14 protein-coding genes are annotated in these 17821 nt (G+C 37.7%); 9 read left to right on the top strand and 5 right to left on the bottom strand.

Features of this window, described 5'->3' with window-relative positions; all coding sequences use genetic code 11:
* Nucleotides 1-72: 72 nt before the first annotated feature.
* Nucleotides 73-768: a ribonuclease T gene (gene rnt, locus CXF71_RS06465; protein ID WP_101232138.1), complete on the bottom strand. Its 696-nt coding sequence runs from the start codon at nucleotides 766-768 to the stop codon at nucleotides 73-75.
* Nucleotides 769-999: 231 nt separating this feature from the next.
* Between rnt and CXF71_RS06460 the strand changes: the two genes are divergently transcribed.
* Both CXF71_RS06460 and CXF71_RS06455 read left to right on the top strand, forming a co-directional pair.
* Nucleotides 1000-1896, top strand: coding sequence for a flagellar protein MotY (locus CXF71_RS06460; protein WP_442871920.1), 897 nt, complete (start codon nucleotides 1000-1002; stop codon nucleotides 1894-1896).
* Between the two features lie 174 nt (nucleotides 1897-2070).
* Nucleotides 2071-3975 carry a M1 family metallopeptidase gene (locus CXF71_RS06455; RefSeq protein ID WP_101232136.1) on the top strand — a complete coding sequence of 635 codons (1905 nt, stop codon included), beginning with the start codon at nucleotides 2071-2073 and terminating at the stop codon, nucleotides 3973-3975.
* A 102-nt stretch (nucleotides 3976-4077) separates the two neighbouring features.
* Here the strand turns inward: CXF71_RS06455 and CXF71_RS06450 are convergent, their stop codons facing one another.
* Nucleotides 4078-4530: a hypothetical protein gene (locus tag CXF71_RS06450; protein WP_232771400.1), complete on the bottom strand. Its 453-nt coding sequence runs from the start codon at nucleotides 4528-4530 to the stop codon at nucleotides 4078-4080.
* 584 nt (nucleotides 4531-5114) lie between these two features.
* Entirely contained in the window at nucleotides 5115-5885 is a 771-nt protein-coding gene (gene cysZ / locus CXF71_RS06440; RefSeq protein WP_101232135.1) for a sulfate transporter CysZ, read from the bottom strand.
* A 175-nt stretch (nucleotides 5886-6060) separates the two neighbouring features.
* On the opposite strand from cysZ, the gene zipA reads away from it, so the two are divergent.
* A complete protein-coding gene (zipA, locus tag CXF71_RS06435) occupies nucleotides 6061-7212 on the top strand; it encodes a cell division protein ZipA (RefSeq protein ID WP_101232134.1) in 1152 nt (383 codons plus the stop codon).
* A 177-nt stretch (nucleotides 7213-7389) separates the two neighbouring features.
* The gene (gene ligA, locus CXF71_RS06430; RefSeq protein ID WP_101232133.1) at nucleotides 7390-9459 is read left to right on the top strand and encodes an NAD-dependent DNA ligase LigA; all 2070 of its coding nucleotides are present in this window, start codon (nucleotides 7390-7392) and stop codon (nucleotides 9457-9459) included.
* Nucleotides 9460-9569: 110 nt separating this feature from the next.
* Here the strand turns inward: ligA and CXF71_RS06425 are convergent, their stop codons facing one another.
* Nucleotides 9570-10901: a Na+/H+ antiporter NhaC family protein gene (locus tag CXF71_RS06425; protein ID WP_101232132.1), complete on the bottom strand. Its 1332-nt coding sequence runs from the start codon at nucleotides 10899-10901 to the stop codon at nucleotides 9570-9572.
* A 221-nt stretch (nucleotides 10902-11122) separates the two neighbouring features.
* A complete protein-coding gene (locus CXF71_RS06420) occupies nucleotides 11123-12343 on the bottom strand; it encodes an EAL and HDOD domain-containing protein (protein ID WP_101232131.1) in 1221 nt (406 codons plus the stop codon).
* Between the two features lie 252 nt (nucleotides 12344-12595).
* Between CXF71_RS06420 and putP the strand changes: the two genes are divergently transcribed.
* The 5 genes from putP (at nucleotide 12596) to carA (ending at nucleotide 17816) form a co-directional block, all read left to right on the top strand.
* The gene (gene putP, locus CXF71_RS06415; protein WP_101232130.1) at nucleotides 12596-14083 is read left to right on the top strand and encodes a sodium/proline symporter PutP; all 1488 of its coding nucleotides are present in this window, start codon (nucleotides 12596-12598) and stop codon (nucleotides 14081-14083) included.
* 253 nt (nucleotides 14084-14336) lie between these two features.
* A complete protein-coding gene (locus CXF71_RS06410; RefSeq protein ID WP_269800801.1) occupies nucleotides 14337-14954 on the top strand; it encodes an FKBP-type peptidyl-prolyl cis-trans isomerase in 618 nt (205 codons plus the stop codon).
* A gap of 68 nt (nucleotides 14955-15022) precedes the next feature.
* On the top strand, nucleotides 15023-15439 hold the full coding sequence (locus CXF71_RS06405; protein WP_101232128.1) for a hypothetical protein: 417 nt from the start codon (nucleotides 15023-15025) through the stop codon (nucleotides 15437-15439).
* A gap of 115 nt (nucleotides 15440-15554) precedes the next feature.
* Nucleotides 15555-16361, top strand: a complete 807-nt coding sequence (gene dapB / locus CXF71_RS06400) for a 4-hydroxy-tetrahydrodipicolinate reductase (RefSeq protein WP_101232127.1) — start codon at nucleotides 15555-15557, stop codon at nucleotides 16359-16361.
* 279 nt (nucleotides 16362-16640) lie between these two features.
* Nucleotides 16641-17816 carry a glutamine-hydrolyzing carbamoyl-phosphate synthase small subunit gene (gene carA, locus CXF71_RS06395; RefSeq protein WP_101232126.1) on the top strand — a complete coding sequence of 392 codons (1176 nt, stop codon included), beginning with the start codon at nucleotides 16641-16643 and terminating at the stop codon, nucleotides 17814-17816.
* The last annotated feature ends 5 nt before the right edge of the window (nucleotides 17817-17821 follow it).

Below are 17821 nucleotides of genomic sequence, written 5' to 3'. Positions count from 1 at the left end.
ATCTCAATGCAAAAATAAAAAAACCGCGAAAGCGGTTTTTTTTTGTCTAAATTTTAGTTTTTAGTTGAGTTGTTAAGACTCTGTTTCTTCATCAACTAAAGGCCAACCGCCTAGTGCTCGCCATCTATTTACTATGTGACAAAATAGCTCTGCTGTTTTTTCGGTATCATATAACGCACTATGCGCTTCACTATTATTAAAGTCTATTTTGGCTGCGATACACGCTTTTGCTAAAACGGTTTGCCCCAAAGCGAGACCTGCCAGAGTCGTGGTGTCAAAACTGACAAAACTATGAAAAGGACTGCGTTTAATATTACAGCGTTCGGTAGCGGCATTTAAAAAACCTAAATCAAAGGCTGCATTATGCGCAACAATAATGGCACGTTGGCAACCTGCAGCCTTCATCTTTTTTCGAACCATTTTAAAGAGTACTTTAAGTGCTTCATCTTCATCAATAGCACCACGTAATGGGTTTGTTGGATCTATGCCGGTAAATTCCAGTGCTTTTGGCTCAAGGTTAGCACCTTCAAAAGGCTCAATGTTGAATTGTATTGTTTCATCGATAGAGAAATCACCCGTGACTTCATCTAAATGTAATACTGAGGCAGCAAGTTCAAGAAGTGCATCCGTTTGGGAATTAAAGCCAGCTGTTTCTACGTCAATAACTACGGGGAAGTAACCCCGAAATCTTTGAGCAAACTTGCTTTTAACTTTATCAGTATTAAGATGGGCGTTTTGCTGGGTATCTATAGAGCTTGATTCAGGCATTAGTCACTAAGTAATAGAGGTTTCAAATAATGCTGATTATTATCGCAGAAAGTTTATTTAAAAACGACCGTGAAGATTACTTATAAGTCATTAAGTCTAATTTTTTACCCTAGAAAGCGATTTTTTACCGATAAAATGCTAAAGTTATATCACTTTAGGGCGATACCCTTTATATCCTATACAGGTAATAATTAAATAGTCCTGTTTCTGCTATCGATATTGTGCAAAATTATGAAAAGAATAGTCGCATCAATGAGTACTTATTTACTTGTCATCGCTAGCTTAATGACTAGTTTGCTTAGTAGTGATGTAAAAGCAGGTATACGTCAATATAGCGCAGACATCCATACGTCTAAATGGCAGTTATCGGATGATTCACGCCTACAATGCACGTTGTCGCACCAAATTCCTCGCTATGGTGAAGCACGATTTTCTGCAAAAGCAAGCCGCAAGCTTAATATGGAATTTGAGCTAGATATGATGCTATTACCCGATAATTACTCTTTAGCTGAAGTGCGCAGTGTTGCACCTAATTGGCAACCGGGTAAAGGTTCACGCACATTAGCGAATATGAAATTACATAAACAGTTTAATCCTAGTTTGCCTAAAAAAGTTGCGTGGACTATGTTAAGTGAGCTAGAGCAAGGCATGAGTCCTACCTTTTATTATAATGACTGGTATAGCGAACAAGATAAAATATCTGTAGGCCTATCAACAGCTCGTTTTAAAAAAGCTTATAGAGATTTTGTTGGCTGTGTAGGGAATTTACTCAATTACAGCTTTGATGATATTTCCTATACCGTACTTAACTATCAATCAAGTAGTGATAAATTCACTAAAGCATCACAAAAACGTATTGACATGATCCGTGAATATTTGAGTCTAGACCCAGAGTTAGAATTGGTGTTGATTGATGCTTACTCTGATAGTTATGGTGGCAGGTGGTCAAATTTGAAGTTATCGGAACGTCGTGCAGACAAAATAAGAGATTACTTTGTACAAAATGGCATTGAAGTGGGTCGAATAGAAGCAAAAGGCTATGGTGAAAAACGCCATATCTCCTCCAATGACACTACGCTCGGTCGAGGAAAAAACCGTAGAGTAGTCATTCAAATGCAAAAACCTTAATTTTACAGCGCGTTTAACGAGCGCTGTAAATAATACTTGCTATTAACTCAATATAAAACTTAATAAATCTATAGTAAAGTATTGAACAGGCCTGTCGATTCGCAGTAATCTACAGGCCTGTTTTGTCTGTGCTCTGTTTGAGTGAGACTATTTAAATTTAAGGTATAAAATGTAATGAAACATTTTTCAAAACTTTGCTTGTTACTCAGCACTTTTACTGTGTCTATAGCGCCAGTTACATGGGCACATGAAGGTCCTGTTCATCAACACGACGCTCATAAACAAGTTAAGGTGTCTAAATTAACGGATGCATATACTTACGCTAATTATGACCAAGTCAAAGCGACTCATGTCTATCTTGATCTGAATGTCGATTTTGATAAAAAATCGTTATCAGGTTTTGCGGAACTATCATTAGATTGGTTTACAAAGAGTAAAACACCATTAATTTTAGATACACGTGATCTTGTTATTCACCGCATAATGGCACAAAACAGCCAAGAACAGTGGGTAAAAGTGAACTATGACTTAGCTAAGCGCGATGATGTTTTAGGTAGTAAGTTAACTATCAATACACAATTTAATGCTAAAAAAGTTCGTGTTTATTATCACTCAACAGAAAAAGCTTCTGGGTTACAGTGGTTATCCGCTGAGCAAACTGCAGGTAAAGAAAAACCTTTTCTATTTAGTCAAAACCAAGCAATTCATGCGCGTTCTTGGATACCTATTCAAGATACACCCAGTGTTCGCGTAACTTATACTGCGCGTATCACTACCGATAAAGACTTATTAGCGGTAATGAGTGCTAATAATGAACCTGGTACAGAGCGTGATGGCGATTACTTCTTCTCAATGCCACAAGCTATTCCTCCTTATTTAATTGCTATTGGTGTTGGTGACCTTCAGTTTAAAGCGATGAGCCATCAAACAGGCATTTATGCTGAGTCTTATATTTTAGACGCAGCCGTTGCTGAATTTGATGATACGCAGGCGATGATTGATAAAGCTGAAGAGATGTATGGTAAATATCGTTGGGGTCGTTACGACTTATTGATGCTACCACCAAGCTTTCCTTTTGGCGGCATGGAGAATCCTCGTCTTTCATTTATCACACCAACTGTTGTTGCTGGTGATAAAAGTTTAGTTAACTTAATTGCTCATGAACTTGCTCACTCTTGGTCAGGTAACTTAGTCACTAATGAGAGCTGGCGTGACCTATGGTTAAACGAAGGTTTTACCAGTTACGTTGAAAACCGTATTATGGAAGCTGTTTTTGGTACTGAACGAGCGGTAATGGAACAAGCGCTTGGCGCACAAGACTTAAATGCAGAATTACTCGAACTTGATGCGGGTGATACCCAGCTTTATATAGACTTAAAAGGCCGTGATCCTGATGATGCATTCTCAGGTGTACCTTATGTTAAAGGTCAGTTGTTTTTAATGTACCTAGAAGAGAAGTTTGGTCGCGAACGTTTTGATGCCTTTGTTTTAGAGTATTTTGATAGCCATGCTTTCGAAAGTCTAGGTACTGATAACTTTGTTAAATACTTAAAAGCTAATTTAACTGATAAGTATCCAAATATTGTTAGCAATAGCGAATTAAATGAATGGATTTTCAACGCTGGTTTACCAAGCTATGCACCGCAGCCTACTTCAAATGCCTTCAAGGTTATTGATAAGCAAATAAATCAGTTAGTTGCTAATGAGTTAACGTTAACGCAATTACCAACAACGCAGTGGACATTACACGAATGGTTGCATTTTATTAATAACTTACCGTTAGATACTAGCCTAGCTCGTATGACTAGCTTAGATAAGGAATTTAATTTAACAAATAGTACAAATGCCGAGATTACCCATGCATGGTACTTGTTATCAGTTAGAGCGGGTTACAAAGACGTTTACCCTGCAATGGCTACTTATCTGAAAAGCATTGGTCGACGTAAGTTAATCGTGCCTTTGTATAAAGAGCTTGCCAAAACGGCAGAGAACAAGGCATGGGCTCTTGCTGTGTATAAACAAGCGCGCCCTGGCTACCATGGTTTAGCCCAAGGTACAGTGGATGGTGTGTTGAAGTAATATTTCAGACATAAAAAAAGGGTTCAATGTTTTCACATTGAACCCTTTTTTTATTTGCTATCTTAAACCGAAAAAATAATCATGCTGTAATCTTTACAGGCATTATTTATTACTTTCAATAATGACATCTACCTGACGCTTCTTATTTTGTTGTGAGATAACAACGCGCATTGATTCTTCACCTTGTCGATATTTTAAGGTCAATCGGTCACGTTTACGTTCTTGAGAATACGCATCACCAAAGGCTTGTTGATAAAAAGTGATAACTTGCGCTTCAGTTGATTGGCTGAAGTAGTTTATCACAGCAGGTAATGCATCGGTAAATTCAGCAAAAACTTGGGCATCTTCCAGTACAGGAATATTAATAACACCATTGTTTATTACTGCACTGACTACTTCAGGCTCTTCAACCATTGGCTCTTCAATCATTGGTTCTAAAACAACAGGGGCTTGAGTCGGTTGCTCTTCTATATCTTGTGTCGAAGAACAAGCACTAACGCCAACTGCTACCATGCTAAGTAATGTAAAATGCTTAATAACTTGTTTTACTTTCATTTCAGTCACTTCCGTTCAAGTTTATGTTTCTTTATATAATTTTAATATATACGATTTTAAGCAGTAACGCGATAACTGCACAACAAATAGCATAAAAAAGCTATAAAGGTCAGAACATTATCAATAAGTATATTTAACCTGAGGTTTGGATAAGAGTTTTGTAACTTATTGAAGTTAGGTGAACAAATTAACTTAAAGTTCCAGTGACGTAATTTAAGTGTCTATTAAGATATTTTTACAAACCAATAACTGGTTATTGGGAGTAAAAATAACGCTGATAGTCGCTTAAATAGCGTTATTGGGAAAATTCGCTTATCCGAAGTTCAGGTTATTTAGTATTATACCCGTTCCTCTTGAAGATGCAGGTTTCAGCTGGAATTATAAACGCCTTTAGGCAAGGCATTGAAGATAATAGTTATTCTATTGTCGAAATCAATAACGCAGCATAAAGCGTTTATAAACCAGCCCTTTGGGGAAGCCTGAGCAAAACATACTCCTCGTTACATTTGTTTTTAAGGGAGTGACCCTTAACAAAAAAATGTGCCTTGATTATGATTCGCTCAAGCTTCCTGAAACGAGCATCTTCAAGAGGAGCGGGTATATACTTTATCTTTGTAATAATCTACCCATAAAGCTGTCGCGCCACAAATAGCGACAGGCATAACAACAAGATTTACAATGGGGATCATAGAAAATACTGCGACAGTGATACCAAAGCTATAACTAATCCCCTTATTTTGTTGGAGTACTTCTTTCATCTGTGTAAAGGAAATTTTATGATTGTCAAAAGGATAATCTTTATATTGTATCGCCATCATCCAAGCAATAAATAAAAACCAGACTATTTGACCTACAATTGGTAACACACACAATAGAATGAAAAACCCAATAGCACGGGGTAAGTAATAACTAAGCTTCTGCCATTCTCTACTCAATGTTCTCGGAATATCTTTAACTATATCGAGCATTTCCCCCTTTGGTGTTTCTTGCCCTGATAAAATAGCCTCCATTTTTTCAGACAATAATCCATTAAAGGGCGCAGCAAGCCAATTAGCAACGGTACTAAAAATAAAAGAAAAAATGACCAGAACTGTAAGCACAGCTAAAGGCCATAATACGACGCTCAACCAATCAAGCCAACTGGGTAGCCACGCCATAATGCTCTCCATGTAGCGATTTAATTCTAAATAGACAAAGTAAAAGGTAAAGCCAAACAGTAAGATGTTGATTAATAATGGGATAAAAACAAAGCGACGTATCCCTTTTTGCCTGATCAGGCTGAAGCCCTTAATAAAGTAGCTTGCACCACTGTGATTAATAGGGGCATATTTAGCTTGTTTAGGGGATTGTGACATGTGGTTAAAGTATTCCTAAGTAACTGATATTCATCGCGAGAGTATAGAAGTTTTTTTCATACTTTTAAACATTAACTTGTTACAAATCTCTCGAGTTTCTGATAAGGTTTCTTGTTAATATATTGCGATAATAATCGCATGAAAAATTGAATCAAGAGAGTAAATAGGCTCGGAAATGGAAGATAACTTCAGAAACGTGTTAATTATACTTAGTGCCATTGTCATTACCGCAATATTCATTCATGGCTTATGGATAATTAGAAAACAAAAAAATCCTTATAAACTAAAAGCATCGAAAGATAAGATCGATCCAATAACACGTGATTTTGATCGAAAAGGCTTTGATCAAGATGGTGTTGGGCAAGTAAAAGTTAAACCTAATGGGCAAAGTGACAAGATAAACCTTGAAAATAAGGCTGTTGCTGCGCATGTTGTGAATACAGGTATTCACTTACCGGATGACCTATCTAAAAGCCAAATATTAATAAAAAATGATGTTTTAGCCGATATCTCTGTTCAGGCAACGGCAGAAAAAGCTAAAATAATTGATATTAGCTCCACTAATGCTTTAGATGACAGCCTTGAAGATGACTGGTTCAAAGAAGACAACAGTGCCCAATTTAGTAAAGAAGAATTAGGTGATGAGTTAACACCAGTTAATAGACCCTCATATGGAAACAGTGAACCAAAGTCTATGGAGCGCAAAGAACGAGTTTACGTTGAACCTTTGTATGAACAGCCTGTTACACAAGCTAAGCCTACTCGCGAGCCAACTAATAACATTAAAAAGACATCGTCAAAAGCCTCATTAAAACGCGACCAAATAGAAATTGATTTTGATAATCAGAATAGTACACCAGTGACTGCACCTGAAAAGGGTAAAACTAGATTAGAGCCACAAGTTATTATTTTATCTGTGGTAATGCCTGCTAATCAGCAAATGTTTGGTGCGGCATTGTTACCTAGTTTACTTACCCTTGGGTTAAAGTATGGTGAAATGAATATTTTTCATCGCCATGAAGATAATGCGGGTAATGGCAAGGTGACCTTTAGTTTGGCGAACATAATGAACCCAGGTTCATTCGATTTAGATAGTATGGAAACCTTCGCGACACGCGGTGTCAGTTTATTTATGACCTTGCCTAATGCGGGCGATTCTTTGGCTGTTTTCGAACAGATGCTCAATGCGGCTAAGCAGCTAGCGCAAGAGTTCAATGCACAAGTTATCGATGATAAGCGTAATGTTATGACCAAACAAACTGAGCAACACTACCTAGGTAAAATACGAGAGTTTGATCGTAAAAGTCGTATTTCGCTTGTGGAGTAATTGTTACTGAACATTACAATACTTATTTATTACAACGGGCTCTAAGCCCGTTTTTATTTTTTATAATGTGTCTTTACTATTTAAGACCTGTTACCAATTATCTATATATGTCATCTTTTTATTTAAACTTAAAGTGATGGCCTAATGTAAATTATTAAATTTTAGTGAATTATTTTTATGTCCAACGCCGAAGAGAAAATTAGCCAACTGCAACAGCAGCTTAATCAATATAATCATGAATATTATGTACTAGATCAACCGACAGTACCTGATGCAGAATACGATCGCTTAATGAAAGCATTGATCGATTTAGAAACCCTTAATCCTGAACTTAAGACGATTGATTCCCCTAGCCAGAAAGTGGGCGGGCAAGCATTAAAATCATTTACACAAGTCACACATCAACTGCCAATGCTTTCTCTTGATAATGTCTTTTCTTTAGAAGACTTCCATGCCTTTGTGAAACGTGTAAAAGATAGACTTAATAGCAATCAAGCATTAGTTTTTTGTGCTGAGCCTAAACTAGATGGTTTAGCGGTAAGTTTGCGTTATGAGCAAGGGCGGTTAGTACAAGCGGCTACCCGCGGTGATGGGCAAGTAGGTGAAAATATTACCACTAATATCCGCACCATTAAATCTATTCCGCTTAAGTTGATGGGCATACTCGGTAAAGATTTTCCAAACATCGTTGAAGTTCGTGGTGAAGTATTTATGCCTAAGGCAAGTTTCAATGCCTTAAATATATTGGCTAAAAAGCGTGGCGAAAAAGGCTTTGCTAATCCACGTAATGCGGCAGCGGGAAGTCTACGACAACTTGACTCTAAAATTACCGCTAAGCGTAATTTGGCTTTTTATGCTTATAGCTTAGGTTTTGTCGGTGACTTTTCTGTTGACGGTGGTGAAAGCACCGATCTAACTAGTGATTTTTTTGCCAACTCACATCATCAAAGACTTTGTCAGCTTAAAACTCTGGGTTTACCTATGTCTGCAGAAGTGCGTTTGCTTGAAAGTGAACAAGCATGTGATGAGTTTTATCAAGATATTTTAGAAAAACGTAGTGGTTTAAGCTATGAAATTGACGGCACTGTACTAAAAGTTGATGAAATATCCCTACAAAAGCGTTTAGGTTTTGTTGCACGCGCTCCTCGTTGGGCAATTGCTTATAAATTCCCAGCAGAAGAAGAGTTAACTTGTGTTGAAGACGTTGAATTTCAAGTAGGACGAACCGGCGCCATTACGCCTGTTGCACGTTTAAAACCTATATTTGTCGGTGGCGTAACAGTGTCTAATGCCACGTTACATAATCAGGATGAAATTACTCGTTTAGGGCTGAAGATAAATGACACTGTCGTTATTCGCCGTGCAGGTGATGTTATTCCGCAAATAGTTAGCGTAGTCCTTGATAAACGTCCTGATAATGCTCTTGATATTATCTTTCCAACAAGTTGTCCTGTATGCGACTCCGCTGTAGCTAAGCCTGAAGGTGAAGCAGTCCTAAGGTGTACCGCGGGCTTGTTTTGTGCAGCTCAACGAAAAGAAGCCATTAAACATTTTGCTTCGAGAAAAGCGCACGATGTTGATGGTTTAGGTGACAAGCTTGTTGAGCAACTTGTTGATGAAAAGCTGATTAATACGCCGGCCGATTTGTTTAAGCTTACTGAGATCCAAGTGAGTACAATAGATCGTATGGGTAAAAAGTCAGCGACTAACTTAATCAATGGACTTGAGAAGGCTAAAAGTACAACATTAGCCAAATTTATTTATGGTCTAGGCATACGCGAAGTAGGTGAAGCTACCGCTGCTAATTTAGCTAATCATTTTTATACTTTAGTCGCAATTGAAAGTGCTTCACTTGAAGACTTACAAAATGTCTCTGATGTGGGTGAAGTTGTCGCCAAAAACATCATTAATTTTTTCAAAGAAGAGCATAACTTAGCGGTTGTTGCTGGGTTAAGTGAAGTAATGCACTGGCCAACTATTGAAATAAAGTCAGCAGACGAGCTACCACTTGCAGAGCAAATTTTTGTTTTAACAGGCACGTTAACCCAAATGGGAAGAACTGAAGCTAAAACCGCCTTACAATCCTTGGGAGCGAAAGTATCAGGCAGTGTCTCCAAGAATACCCACTTTGTTGTCGCAGGTGATAAAGCGGGCTCTAAACTGACTAAAGCCCAGGATTTAGGCATATCAGTACTTACAGAAGATGGTTTGGTAGCATTACTTGCGGAACATGGCATTACTCTTTAGTTAATGGTTAGCTTTTCATAATAAATAAATAAATAAATAAGAAAAGGACGCTTAATCGCGTCCTTTTTTATATATTCTAAGAAGTAGCTCTACTACTAAATATAAAAGAGTTATTTAGCATTACTGGTTAATCGCCAAAATGAGAAGCCAGCCACAAAAAATAATATCATAGGATAGAATGCATGACTTGCTACTGACAGTGGCGATATATGTAAAGTTGCGCCTAGTAATAACGCCTGAGCACCGTAAGGTAATATACCTTGGTTAATACAGGCAAAAATATCGAGTAAACTGGCTGACTCAGCAGGAGATAACTCGCCATCAGTGGCAAGGTTTTTAGCTGTATCACCGGTGACTATAATCGAAACGGTATTGTTTGCAGTGAAAAAATTACAGACAAAGGCAAGTCCTGCAATCCCCAACCCGGCAGCACGCTTTTTATTATTCGGGGTTATTTTTCTGGCAAGTGTTTCTATCACTCGCGTTAAAGCAGATAAACCACCTTGCTGGCGAACTAACTCACTTAAACCACCGATAAATAGAGATAATATAAAGATATCTTGCATGCTAGAAAATCCAGCAGTGATATCTTTTAACCAAGTAGATAATTGATAACCACTACTTAACATGCCAATTGCTGCAGCTAAAACAATACCTAAAGTTAAAACAACAAAGACATTTACGCCCATCAAGGCAAGAACAAGAATGACTACGTAGGGAATTAAACCGACCACAGCGGCCTCGCTGTTTAGCTCATGATGTACTTCCCCGCCTAATACTGTAAATATCACTAAACAAATAAGTGCTGCTGGAACGGCAAATTTAAAGTTAACGCGAAACTTATCTTTCATGTGTGCGCCTTGACTGCGAGTAGAAGCGATAGTTGTATCAGAAATTATTGACAAATTGTCGCCAAATATAGCCCCTGACACCAAGCAACCAGCGACTAATGCGGCATCTAGGTTTGCCGTTTCAATAAACCCTAGCGCAACAGGAGCAATGGCAGCAATTGTACCCATTGATGTTCCCATCGCAGTGGATAAAAACGCAGCGACTAGAAATAAACCGGGTAGTAATAAATAGTCAGGAAATATCGCTAGGCCAAGTTGTACGCTCGCATCAACACTACCGGTAGCCTTTGCTACCACAGCAAAAGCACCTGCAAGTAAATAAATAATACACATGGTTGTAATGTTATTATGACCTGCGCCACTGATAAATTGCGCTACTTGTGCTTCGATAGTGCTTTTAGATAAGAATTTTCCTAACGCCATAGAAGCTATGATTGCAGGAATGATAGCAATACTTGCAGGGAGTTGATAAAAAGCAAAATCAACACCTTGCAAAGTTAAAATAATACCAGTGCCGAGAAATAGTCCTAAAAAAATAGCAAAAGGAAATAGGGCGAATAAGTTTTCTTGGGGGGCTTTTTTATCAGTCATAGTAGAACTACATAAAATAATATTGTTGTAGCATTATAAAAGTAAAAATTGAACTGTCAACTTAGAGGTTTAGATGGCTAAATGATTTTTCAATAAAAAGGGTATAAAAAGGTCAATACCCTAAGTAATTGACCCTAAGTAATTGACCTTTAGTAAAAATATAAGTGTAGATTGTAGTGGAATACAAATTTCTTGATTATTACAGCTTTGTCAAATTAATGTTAATCCATTACCTCTGTTTGTTCATCAGCCCAAGCGACGGCTTGATTATAATGTTCAACCACTTTATCTTTATCGAGTTTTAGTTTGTCCATTACCAAGGTGGTTTTATCCCAGTCTGCTTGTTCGATAAATTCAACTAGCTTTATTAATGCTGCCATAACACCTTTTTTAGTAAGTAGTGGCTCTTTAATATCATTTGAAAGCGGTAGTTTTTCTAACACTGTAGCCATATCTTCATCTAATATCGCGTCAATCATTGATAACAGCCCCGTTAAAAAGGCGATAGAAGCATCAAGTTGAGAACGAATATCCTGTGCAACCAACTCACAAAATTTTGCTCTTGTCATCGCTAAGTTAATTAATTCTGATGGCTTATCAGGATTTGCGGTAACGGCAAACATTAATCCAATAAAACGTTTTAATTCACCTGAGCCTAAAATAACTAACGCTTGTTTGATAGTAGAAATTTCGTTGCGACGTTTGAAAATTGCAGAGTTAGCATAACGTAATAGCTTATAAGATAAAGAAACATCGCGTTCAAAAACACTGGTGATACTGTTTAAATCAAGCTCAGTTTTAGATGTTTCATAAAGTAATTCGGCCATTGCCATTTGTGAAGGTGATAGGTTTTTAGTCTTAATCATTTCAGGTTTAGCAAAGAAGTACCCTTGAAAATAATCAAAGCCCAGTTGCAGCATTTGATTATATTCTTCATATGTTTCCACTTTTTCAGCTAACATTTTTATATGAGGGTGATCTTTAACCGCGCCTAGCACTTCTTTGATTTCATCAAGTCCACTTTGTTGAATATCAATTTTAATGATTTTAATATAAGGATAAAAATGCGCCCAAACATTTTGATGTTCATAATCATCTAACGCAAGGGTGTAACCTTTTTTATGTAAATCTTTACAAAGTGCTAATAACTTTTTACCTGGTTTTATCGTTTCAAGAATTTCAACGACTACTTCATCAGGCGTAAGCATTTCAGGGTAGCCTTGACTCAACGTTTCAAGTGTAAAGTTAATAAAAGCGGGCTTATTACCCGTAAAATCACTGATGCCCATATTAAATCGACTAGCTTCAATCATTTTGCTTGTAGCTTCATCGCCATCTATATCTGGAAATACATTATTTATGCTGTCACGAAAAAGTAATTCATAAGCAAAAAGTTTTTTACTTTTATCTAATATAGGTTGTCTTGCAGCGTAAAAATTCATAAATTTTATTAACTAGCTCAGGTTCTATGGGGTAATTACTACTAAATATATGGTATAGCCATATTTATTGCATTAGTTTTTTGAATTTGTTTGCCTTTTAGCCTCAATTGCCGCTCTTATTTACTTACTATTAACGCTAGTTATGTTCATAAGCAAACAATGACTTATTCGACTAAGGTTTCATTGTTTCGCTAATTTTGCTAGTTTAGCGACCTAATCATTAACTAGCTCAACAATAAGCAGGTAATTACTTTGGCTATCGGTACCTTAATTTCTTTAACTCTCTACTTCATCGTCATGCTGTTAATTGGCTTATATGCTTACAAAAAATCAACCAGCGACGTTGCTGGCTATATGCTAGGTGGTCGAAGTTTATCACCTAGTGTCGCTGCATTGTCTGCCGGCGCTTCTGACATGAGTGGTTGGATGTTGATGGGATTACCAGGCGCCATGTATATAAGTGGCTTGAGTAGTCTTTGGATCGCTATTGGTTTAGTTATAGGCGCGTTTATTAATTACTTAGTGGTTGCACCACGCCTGAGAACCTACACCGAGATCGCGAATGACTCGATTACTTTACCTGACTTTTTTGAAAATCGATTTAACGATAAGTCACGCTTATTAAGAATTGTATCATCAGTTGTTATTGTCGTGTTTTTCACCCTTTATACCTCAAGTGGTGTTGTTGCTGGTGGCAAATTATTTGAAAGCTCTTTTGGCTTGAACTATGAGCTAGGCTTATATGTGACCGCGAGTGTTGTGGTCGCTTACACCTTATTTGGTGGGTTTTTAGCGGTAAGCTTAACCGACTTTGTACAAGGCTGTATTATGTTTGTTGCCTTAGTGTTAGTGCCTGTTGTCGCGATAAGTGAAATAGGCGGCTTGGCTGAGATGCAAAGTACTATCGAAACGATAAACCCAGATCTATTAAATATTTTCAGTGGTGTTAGCGCCATTGGTATTATCTCTGCTATGGCTTGGGGCTTAGGCTACTTTGGTCAACCGCATATCATCGTTCGCTTTATGGCGATTAGAAGTGTAAAAGAGATGCCAACAGCACGCCGCATAGGTATGAGTTGGATGATTGTTTCGGTTATTGGTGCTATGGCAACTGGTTTAGCCGGCATTGCTTATGTGGCAAAGACAGGTATAAAACTCGACGATGCAGAAACGGTTTTTATTGTATTATCGCAGTTATTGTTCAGCCCATTAATCGCAGGGTTTTTACTTGCCGCAATACTCGCCGCAATAATGAGTACTATATCCTCGCAACTACTCGTTACCTCTAGCTCGCTTACTGGTGATTTTTATCAAGCGTTCCTTCATCGCGATGCCAGTGAAAAGCAATTAGTGTTAGTCGGTAGAATTTCAGTACTTTTGGTGGCATTGGTCGCCATTTATTTAGCTTACGATCGTGATAGCAGTATCTTAAGCTTAGTAAGTAATGCTTGGGCTGGTTTTGGCGCTGCGTTTGGACCGGTTGTTATTGGCTGTTTATATTGGAAAGATATGACACGTAATGGCGCCTTAGTCGGAATGCTAAGTGGCGCAGTAACAGTACTTATTTGGATTTATGCACCTATCACCATTGGTGGACAGGCGCTTAGTGCTGTTATGTATGAAATAGTACCTGGCTTTATTGTTTGTTCATTGGCTATTTATATCGTCAGTAAACTCTCTCCTAAAGTTGAAGAGAGTATCTGTCTTAAGTTTGATGAAATGTTAGAGCATCATAAATAAGTAATTTAATGTGCGATAAATAGTTCGTCTAAAAACTCGTTACCTTAAAATGTAACGAGTTTTTTGTTTGTAGGTCTTTATTTTTATGTGATTTTTACGGGCATTGACAGCAATTTTCTAGGCTCGCTGGGTAATTTCAAGTTGTTCGCATTAGAGCTTTTATGCTAGAATATCGATAATTTTAAACCTTCATTTAATTAGGTTTACTTTAAAAATATTAATCATTAAAAAGACAACAGAGTCTGGAGTTTATATACCAATGAGTTTTGAAACTATTGAACAACGTGTTAGTTATGGCGTAGGTCGTCAACTAGGTGACCAACTTCGCAGTAACCCTTTTAAAGAATTTGATATCACTGCAGTACAAGCCGGTATTGCTGATGCGCTTGCTGATGCAGCTAGCCAAGTTTCAGATGAAGACTTAAACGCAGCTTTTTCTGTAGTGTCTAAAAAACTACAAGAGCAAGAGCAAGCAGCTGCTAAAGAAGCATCTGCAGAAGGCGAACAATTCTTAGCGGATAATGCTAAACGTGATGAAGTTCATGTCACTGAATCTGGTTTACAGTACGAAGTAATTACTACCGGTGAAGGCGAAAAGCCAGCAGCTGAAAGCACTGTAAGTGTTCATTACCACGGTACATTCACTAACGGTGACGTTTTCGATAGTTCTGTTGAACGCGGTCAACCGGCTGAATTTCCAGTAAACGGCGTTATCGCTGGTTGGACTGAAGCATTACAGTTAATGACTGAAGGCAGTAAGTGGAAATTAACTATCCCTTATGACTTAGCTTACGGTGAACGCGGTTCTCAAGGTGCAATTCCTCCATATGCTACGTTAGTATTTGATGTTGAATTATTAAGCATCAAGTAAATAGTGTATTATAATGAAAGCCCTCAATTGAGGGCTTTTTTTTAAGCTAAAACCAATAGACAAAGCCTATGTTACAAATAAAGCTGCAACAGCTATTTCAACGTTATCAAAATGCCTTCCTTCAATATGATCTTGAAGAGGTGAGCCGTTGTTATCACTTACCATGCACACTAAATACACCTGACAAAATAGTTTTACTTTCAAGTCAATCTGATTGCGATAAAGAATTTTCAACTATTTTAACTCAACTCAAAGAAGCAAAGACCAGTAATATCATTGCGAAAAAAGCCTCTTTTGAGCAGGTTAGTAAACAGTTATATTTAGTGTGCATAGATTGGGATTTTATCGATGGGCAGGGGCAAGTCTTTGCAGATTTCACTGCTATTTATCATGTCTTAGACCACGAGGGGACATTTAAAATTATTAATGTTATTTCTCATGAACTAGATAACTCGTTAACATTAACAGAGCCACTTAGTTGGTAATATCTATTTGTTGAAAATAGATAGTGTCTAATACTAATCGCGAATAGGCAGTCTCGAGTATTTAATTAAAATTTATCAGCGGTTTCCGCTCTTATGAAAAACAGTAGAGAACATTATGAAAGTAAAAGTAGCTATTTTAGGTTGTAGTGGCCGTATGGGACGTAACTTAATTCAGGCAGCTCATGAGCATGAAAATATTGAATTGGTTGGTGGTAGCGTACGTAGCAGTTCATCTTTTGTCGATTTTGATTTAGGGGAATTGTCAGGTATTGGCGCAATAGGCCTTAAAACATCAACAGCATTAACTCAATTGGCTGACGCGGATGTTTTTATTGATTTTACCTCGATAAATACCACCCTAGAAAACCTTTCATGGTGCAATAAAAATAAAAAAGCCTTAGTTATAGGGACTACAGGCTTTTCTGATGAACAAGTACAAATTATTGAACAGGCGGGTAAAACTATGCCAGTCATTTTAGCGCCTAATACCAGTGTTGGTGTTAATTTAATGTTTAAGTTATTACAAATTACCGCTAAAGCAATTGGTGACTATACTGATATAGAAATTTTTGAAGCGCATCACAGATTTAAGAAAGATGCACCCTCTGGGACGGCTGTCAAAATAGGGCAAGTCATTGCTGATACTTTAGGGCGAGACTTAAATAAAGTAGCGGTTTATGGTCGTGAGGGCATAACCGAAGAGCGTGACAGAGAAACGATTGGTTTTGCGACGGTTAGAGCTGGCGACATTGTTGGTGAGCATACCGCTATTTTTGCTGATCTAGGTGAGCGACTTGAAATTACGCATAAAGCGAGCTCTCGAATGACATTTGCTCTAGGGGCTATGCGTGCAGCCTTTTGGTTAAAAGATGCAGATGCAGGATTTTATGATATGCAAGACGTACTCGGATTAAAAGATTAATGTTAATACCCAGGTATTAACGGAATTTCATAATAGATAAGTAGTCTTTTCAGACCTTTGACTGGTAAATGCTAGGAAAAGCAAGAAAAGGCATGGTTTTTACATTTTATTACTAGACGAAAGTAGAGTACAAGCGTAAAATAAGTGGATTTTGTCAAAAATTTAACTGAAAAGTAGCTTTTGACATCTTTTTTGTACGGGAAGTACAGTAAAAAGCAAATGCACGGAGCACTTGCTGTTACATGCGCGTTTACGTTTATTTCTTCTTTGGAGGTTACATTGGCTACATCTGCTATTTTAGTGCTTGAAGACGGCACTGTTTTTAAAGGCACCGCAATTGGTGCACAAGGCTCGGCTGTTGGGGAGGTGGTATTTAACACTTCTATGACAGGTTATCAGGAAATCCTTACCGACCCATCATATGCAGAGCAAATTATTACCCTGACTTACCCGCACATAGGTAACACAGGTACTAATAGCGAAGATAAAGAGTCTAATAGCATTGTTGCTAAAGGTCTTGTTATTCGTGATTTGCCACTACTTGCTAGTAACTTTCGAAATGAACAAAATTTAAGTGATTACTTAATTGACCATAATATTTTAGGTATTGCGGATATCGATACACGTAAATTAACGCGGATTTTACGTGAAAAAGGTGCTCAAAATGGTTGTATCTTAACGCTTGATGATAGTAGCGATGAGAGTTTACATGCTGAAGCACTAACAAAAGCCCAAGCATTCCCAGGTCTTAAAGGCATGGATTTAGCTAAGGTTGTTTCTACTAAAGAACAATATCAGTGGACTGAAGGCAGTTGGACCCTTGATTTAAGTAATGGTGATAACACAGGCACAGGTTTTACTAAACCTGATAGCTTTGACTTCCATGTTGTTGCTTATGATTTTGGTGCTAAACACAACATTTTACGTATGTTAGTTGACCGTGGTTGTAAATTAACCGTGGTACCAGCACAAACACCAGCGAGTGAAGTACTTGCGATGAACCCAGATGGTATTTTCTTATCAAATGGACCTGGTGATCCAGAACCATGTGATTACGCTATCGCAGCGATTAAAACATTCCTAGAAACAGAAATACCTGTTTTTGGTATCTGTTTAGGTCATCAATTATTAGGTCTTGCCACTGGCGCAAAAACCTTAAAAATGAAATTTGGTCATCATGGTGCTAACCACCCAGTGAAAGATTTTGCTCGTGATGTTGTGATGATTACTTCGCAAAACCATGGTTTTGCTATTGATGAAACCAATATGCCTGAAAATATTAAAGTAACGCATACTTCATTATTTGATGGCTCGATTCAAGGTATTCATTTAACAGATAAAGCTGCGTTTAGCTTCCAAGGTCACCCTGAAGCAAGCCCAGGTCCAACAGATGCCGCGCCATTATTTGATCACTTTATTGATTTGATCAAAATCTACAAATCAAACAACGCTTAAGCCGA

The organism is Colwellia sp. 12G3 (assembly GCF_002836775.1).
In the GTDB taxonomy this organism is placed as follows: Bacteria; Pseudomonadota; Gammaproteobacteria; order Enterobacterales; family Alteromonadaceae; genus Colwellia.
This window is presented reverse-complemented; position numbering and strand designations above follow the sequence as displayed.

What these genes read in the sequence shown, in the direction of transcription:
- zipA (WP_101232134.1), top strand. Translation starts at nt 6,061, where the DNA reads ATGGAAGATAACTTCAGAAACGTGTTAATTATACTTAGTGCCATTGTC.
- CXF71_RS06405 (WP_101232128.1), top strand. Translation starts at nt 15,023, where the DNA reads ATGTTACAAATAAAGCTGCAACAGCTATTTCAACGTTATCAAAATGCC.
- CXF71_RS06460 (WP_442871920.1), top strand. Translation starts at nt 1,000, where the DNA reads ATGAAAAGAATAGTCGCATCAATGAGTACTTATTTACTTGTCATCGCT.
- CXF71_RS06450 (WP_232771400.1), bottom strand. Translation starts at nt 4,530, where the DNA reads ATGAAAGTAAAACAAGTTATTAAGCATTTTACATTACTTAGCATGGTA.
- cysZ (WP_101232135.1), bottom strand. Translation starts at nt 5,885, where the DNA reads ATGTCACAATCCCCTAAACAAGCTAAATATGCCCCTATTAATCACAGT.
- ligA (WP_101232133.1), top strand. Translation starts at nt 7,390, where the DNA reads ATGTCCAACGCCGAAGAGAAAATTAGCCAACTGCAACAGCAGCTTAAT.
- CXF71_RS06425 (WP_101232132.1), bottom strand. Translation starts at nt 10,901, where the DNA reads ATGACTGATAAAAAAGCCCCCCAAGAAAACTTATTCGCCCTATTTCCT.
- CXF71_RS06420 (WP_101232131.1), bottom strand. Translation starts at nt 12,343, where the DNA reads ATGAATTTTTACGCTGCAAGACAACCTATATTAGATAAAAGTAAAAAA.
- rnt (WP_101232138.1), bottom strand. Translation starts at nt 768, where the DNA reads ATGCCTGAATCAAGCTCTATAGATACCCAGCAAAACGCCCATCTTAAT.
- dapB (WP_101232127.1), top strand. Translation starts at nt 15,555, where the DNA reads ATGAAAGTAAAAGTAGCTATTTTAGGTTGTAGTGGCCGTATGGGACGT.
- CXF71_RS06455 (WP_101232136.1), top strand. Translation starts at nt 2,071, where the DNA reads ATGAAACATTTTTCAAAACTTTGCTTGTTACTCAGCACTTTTACTGTG.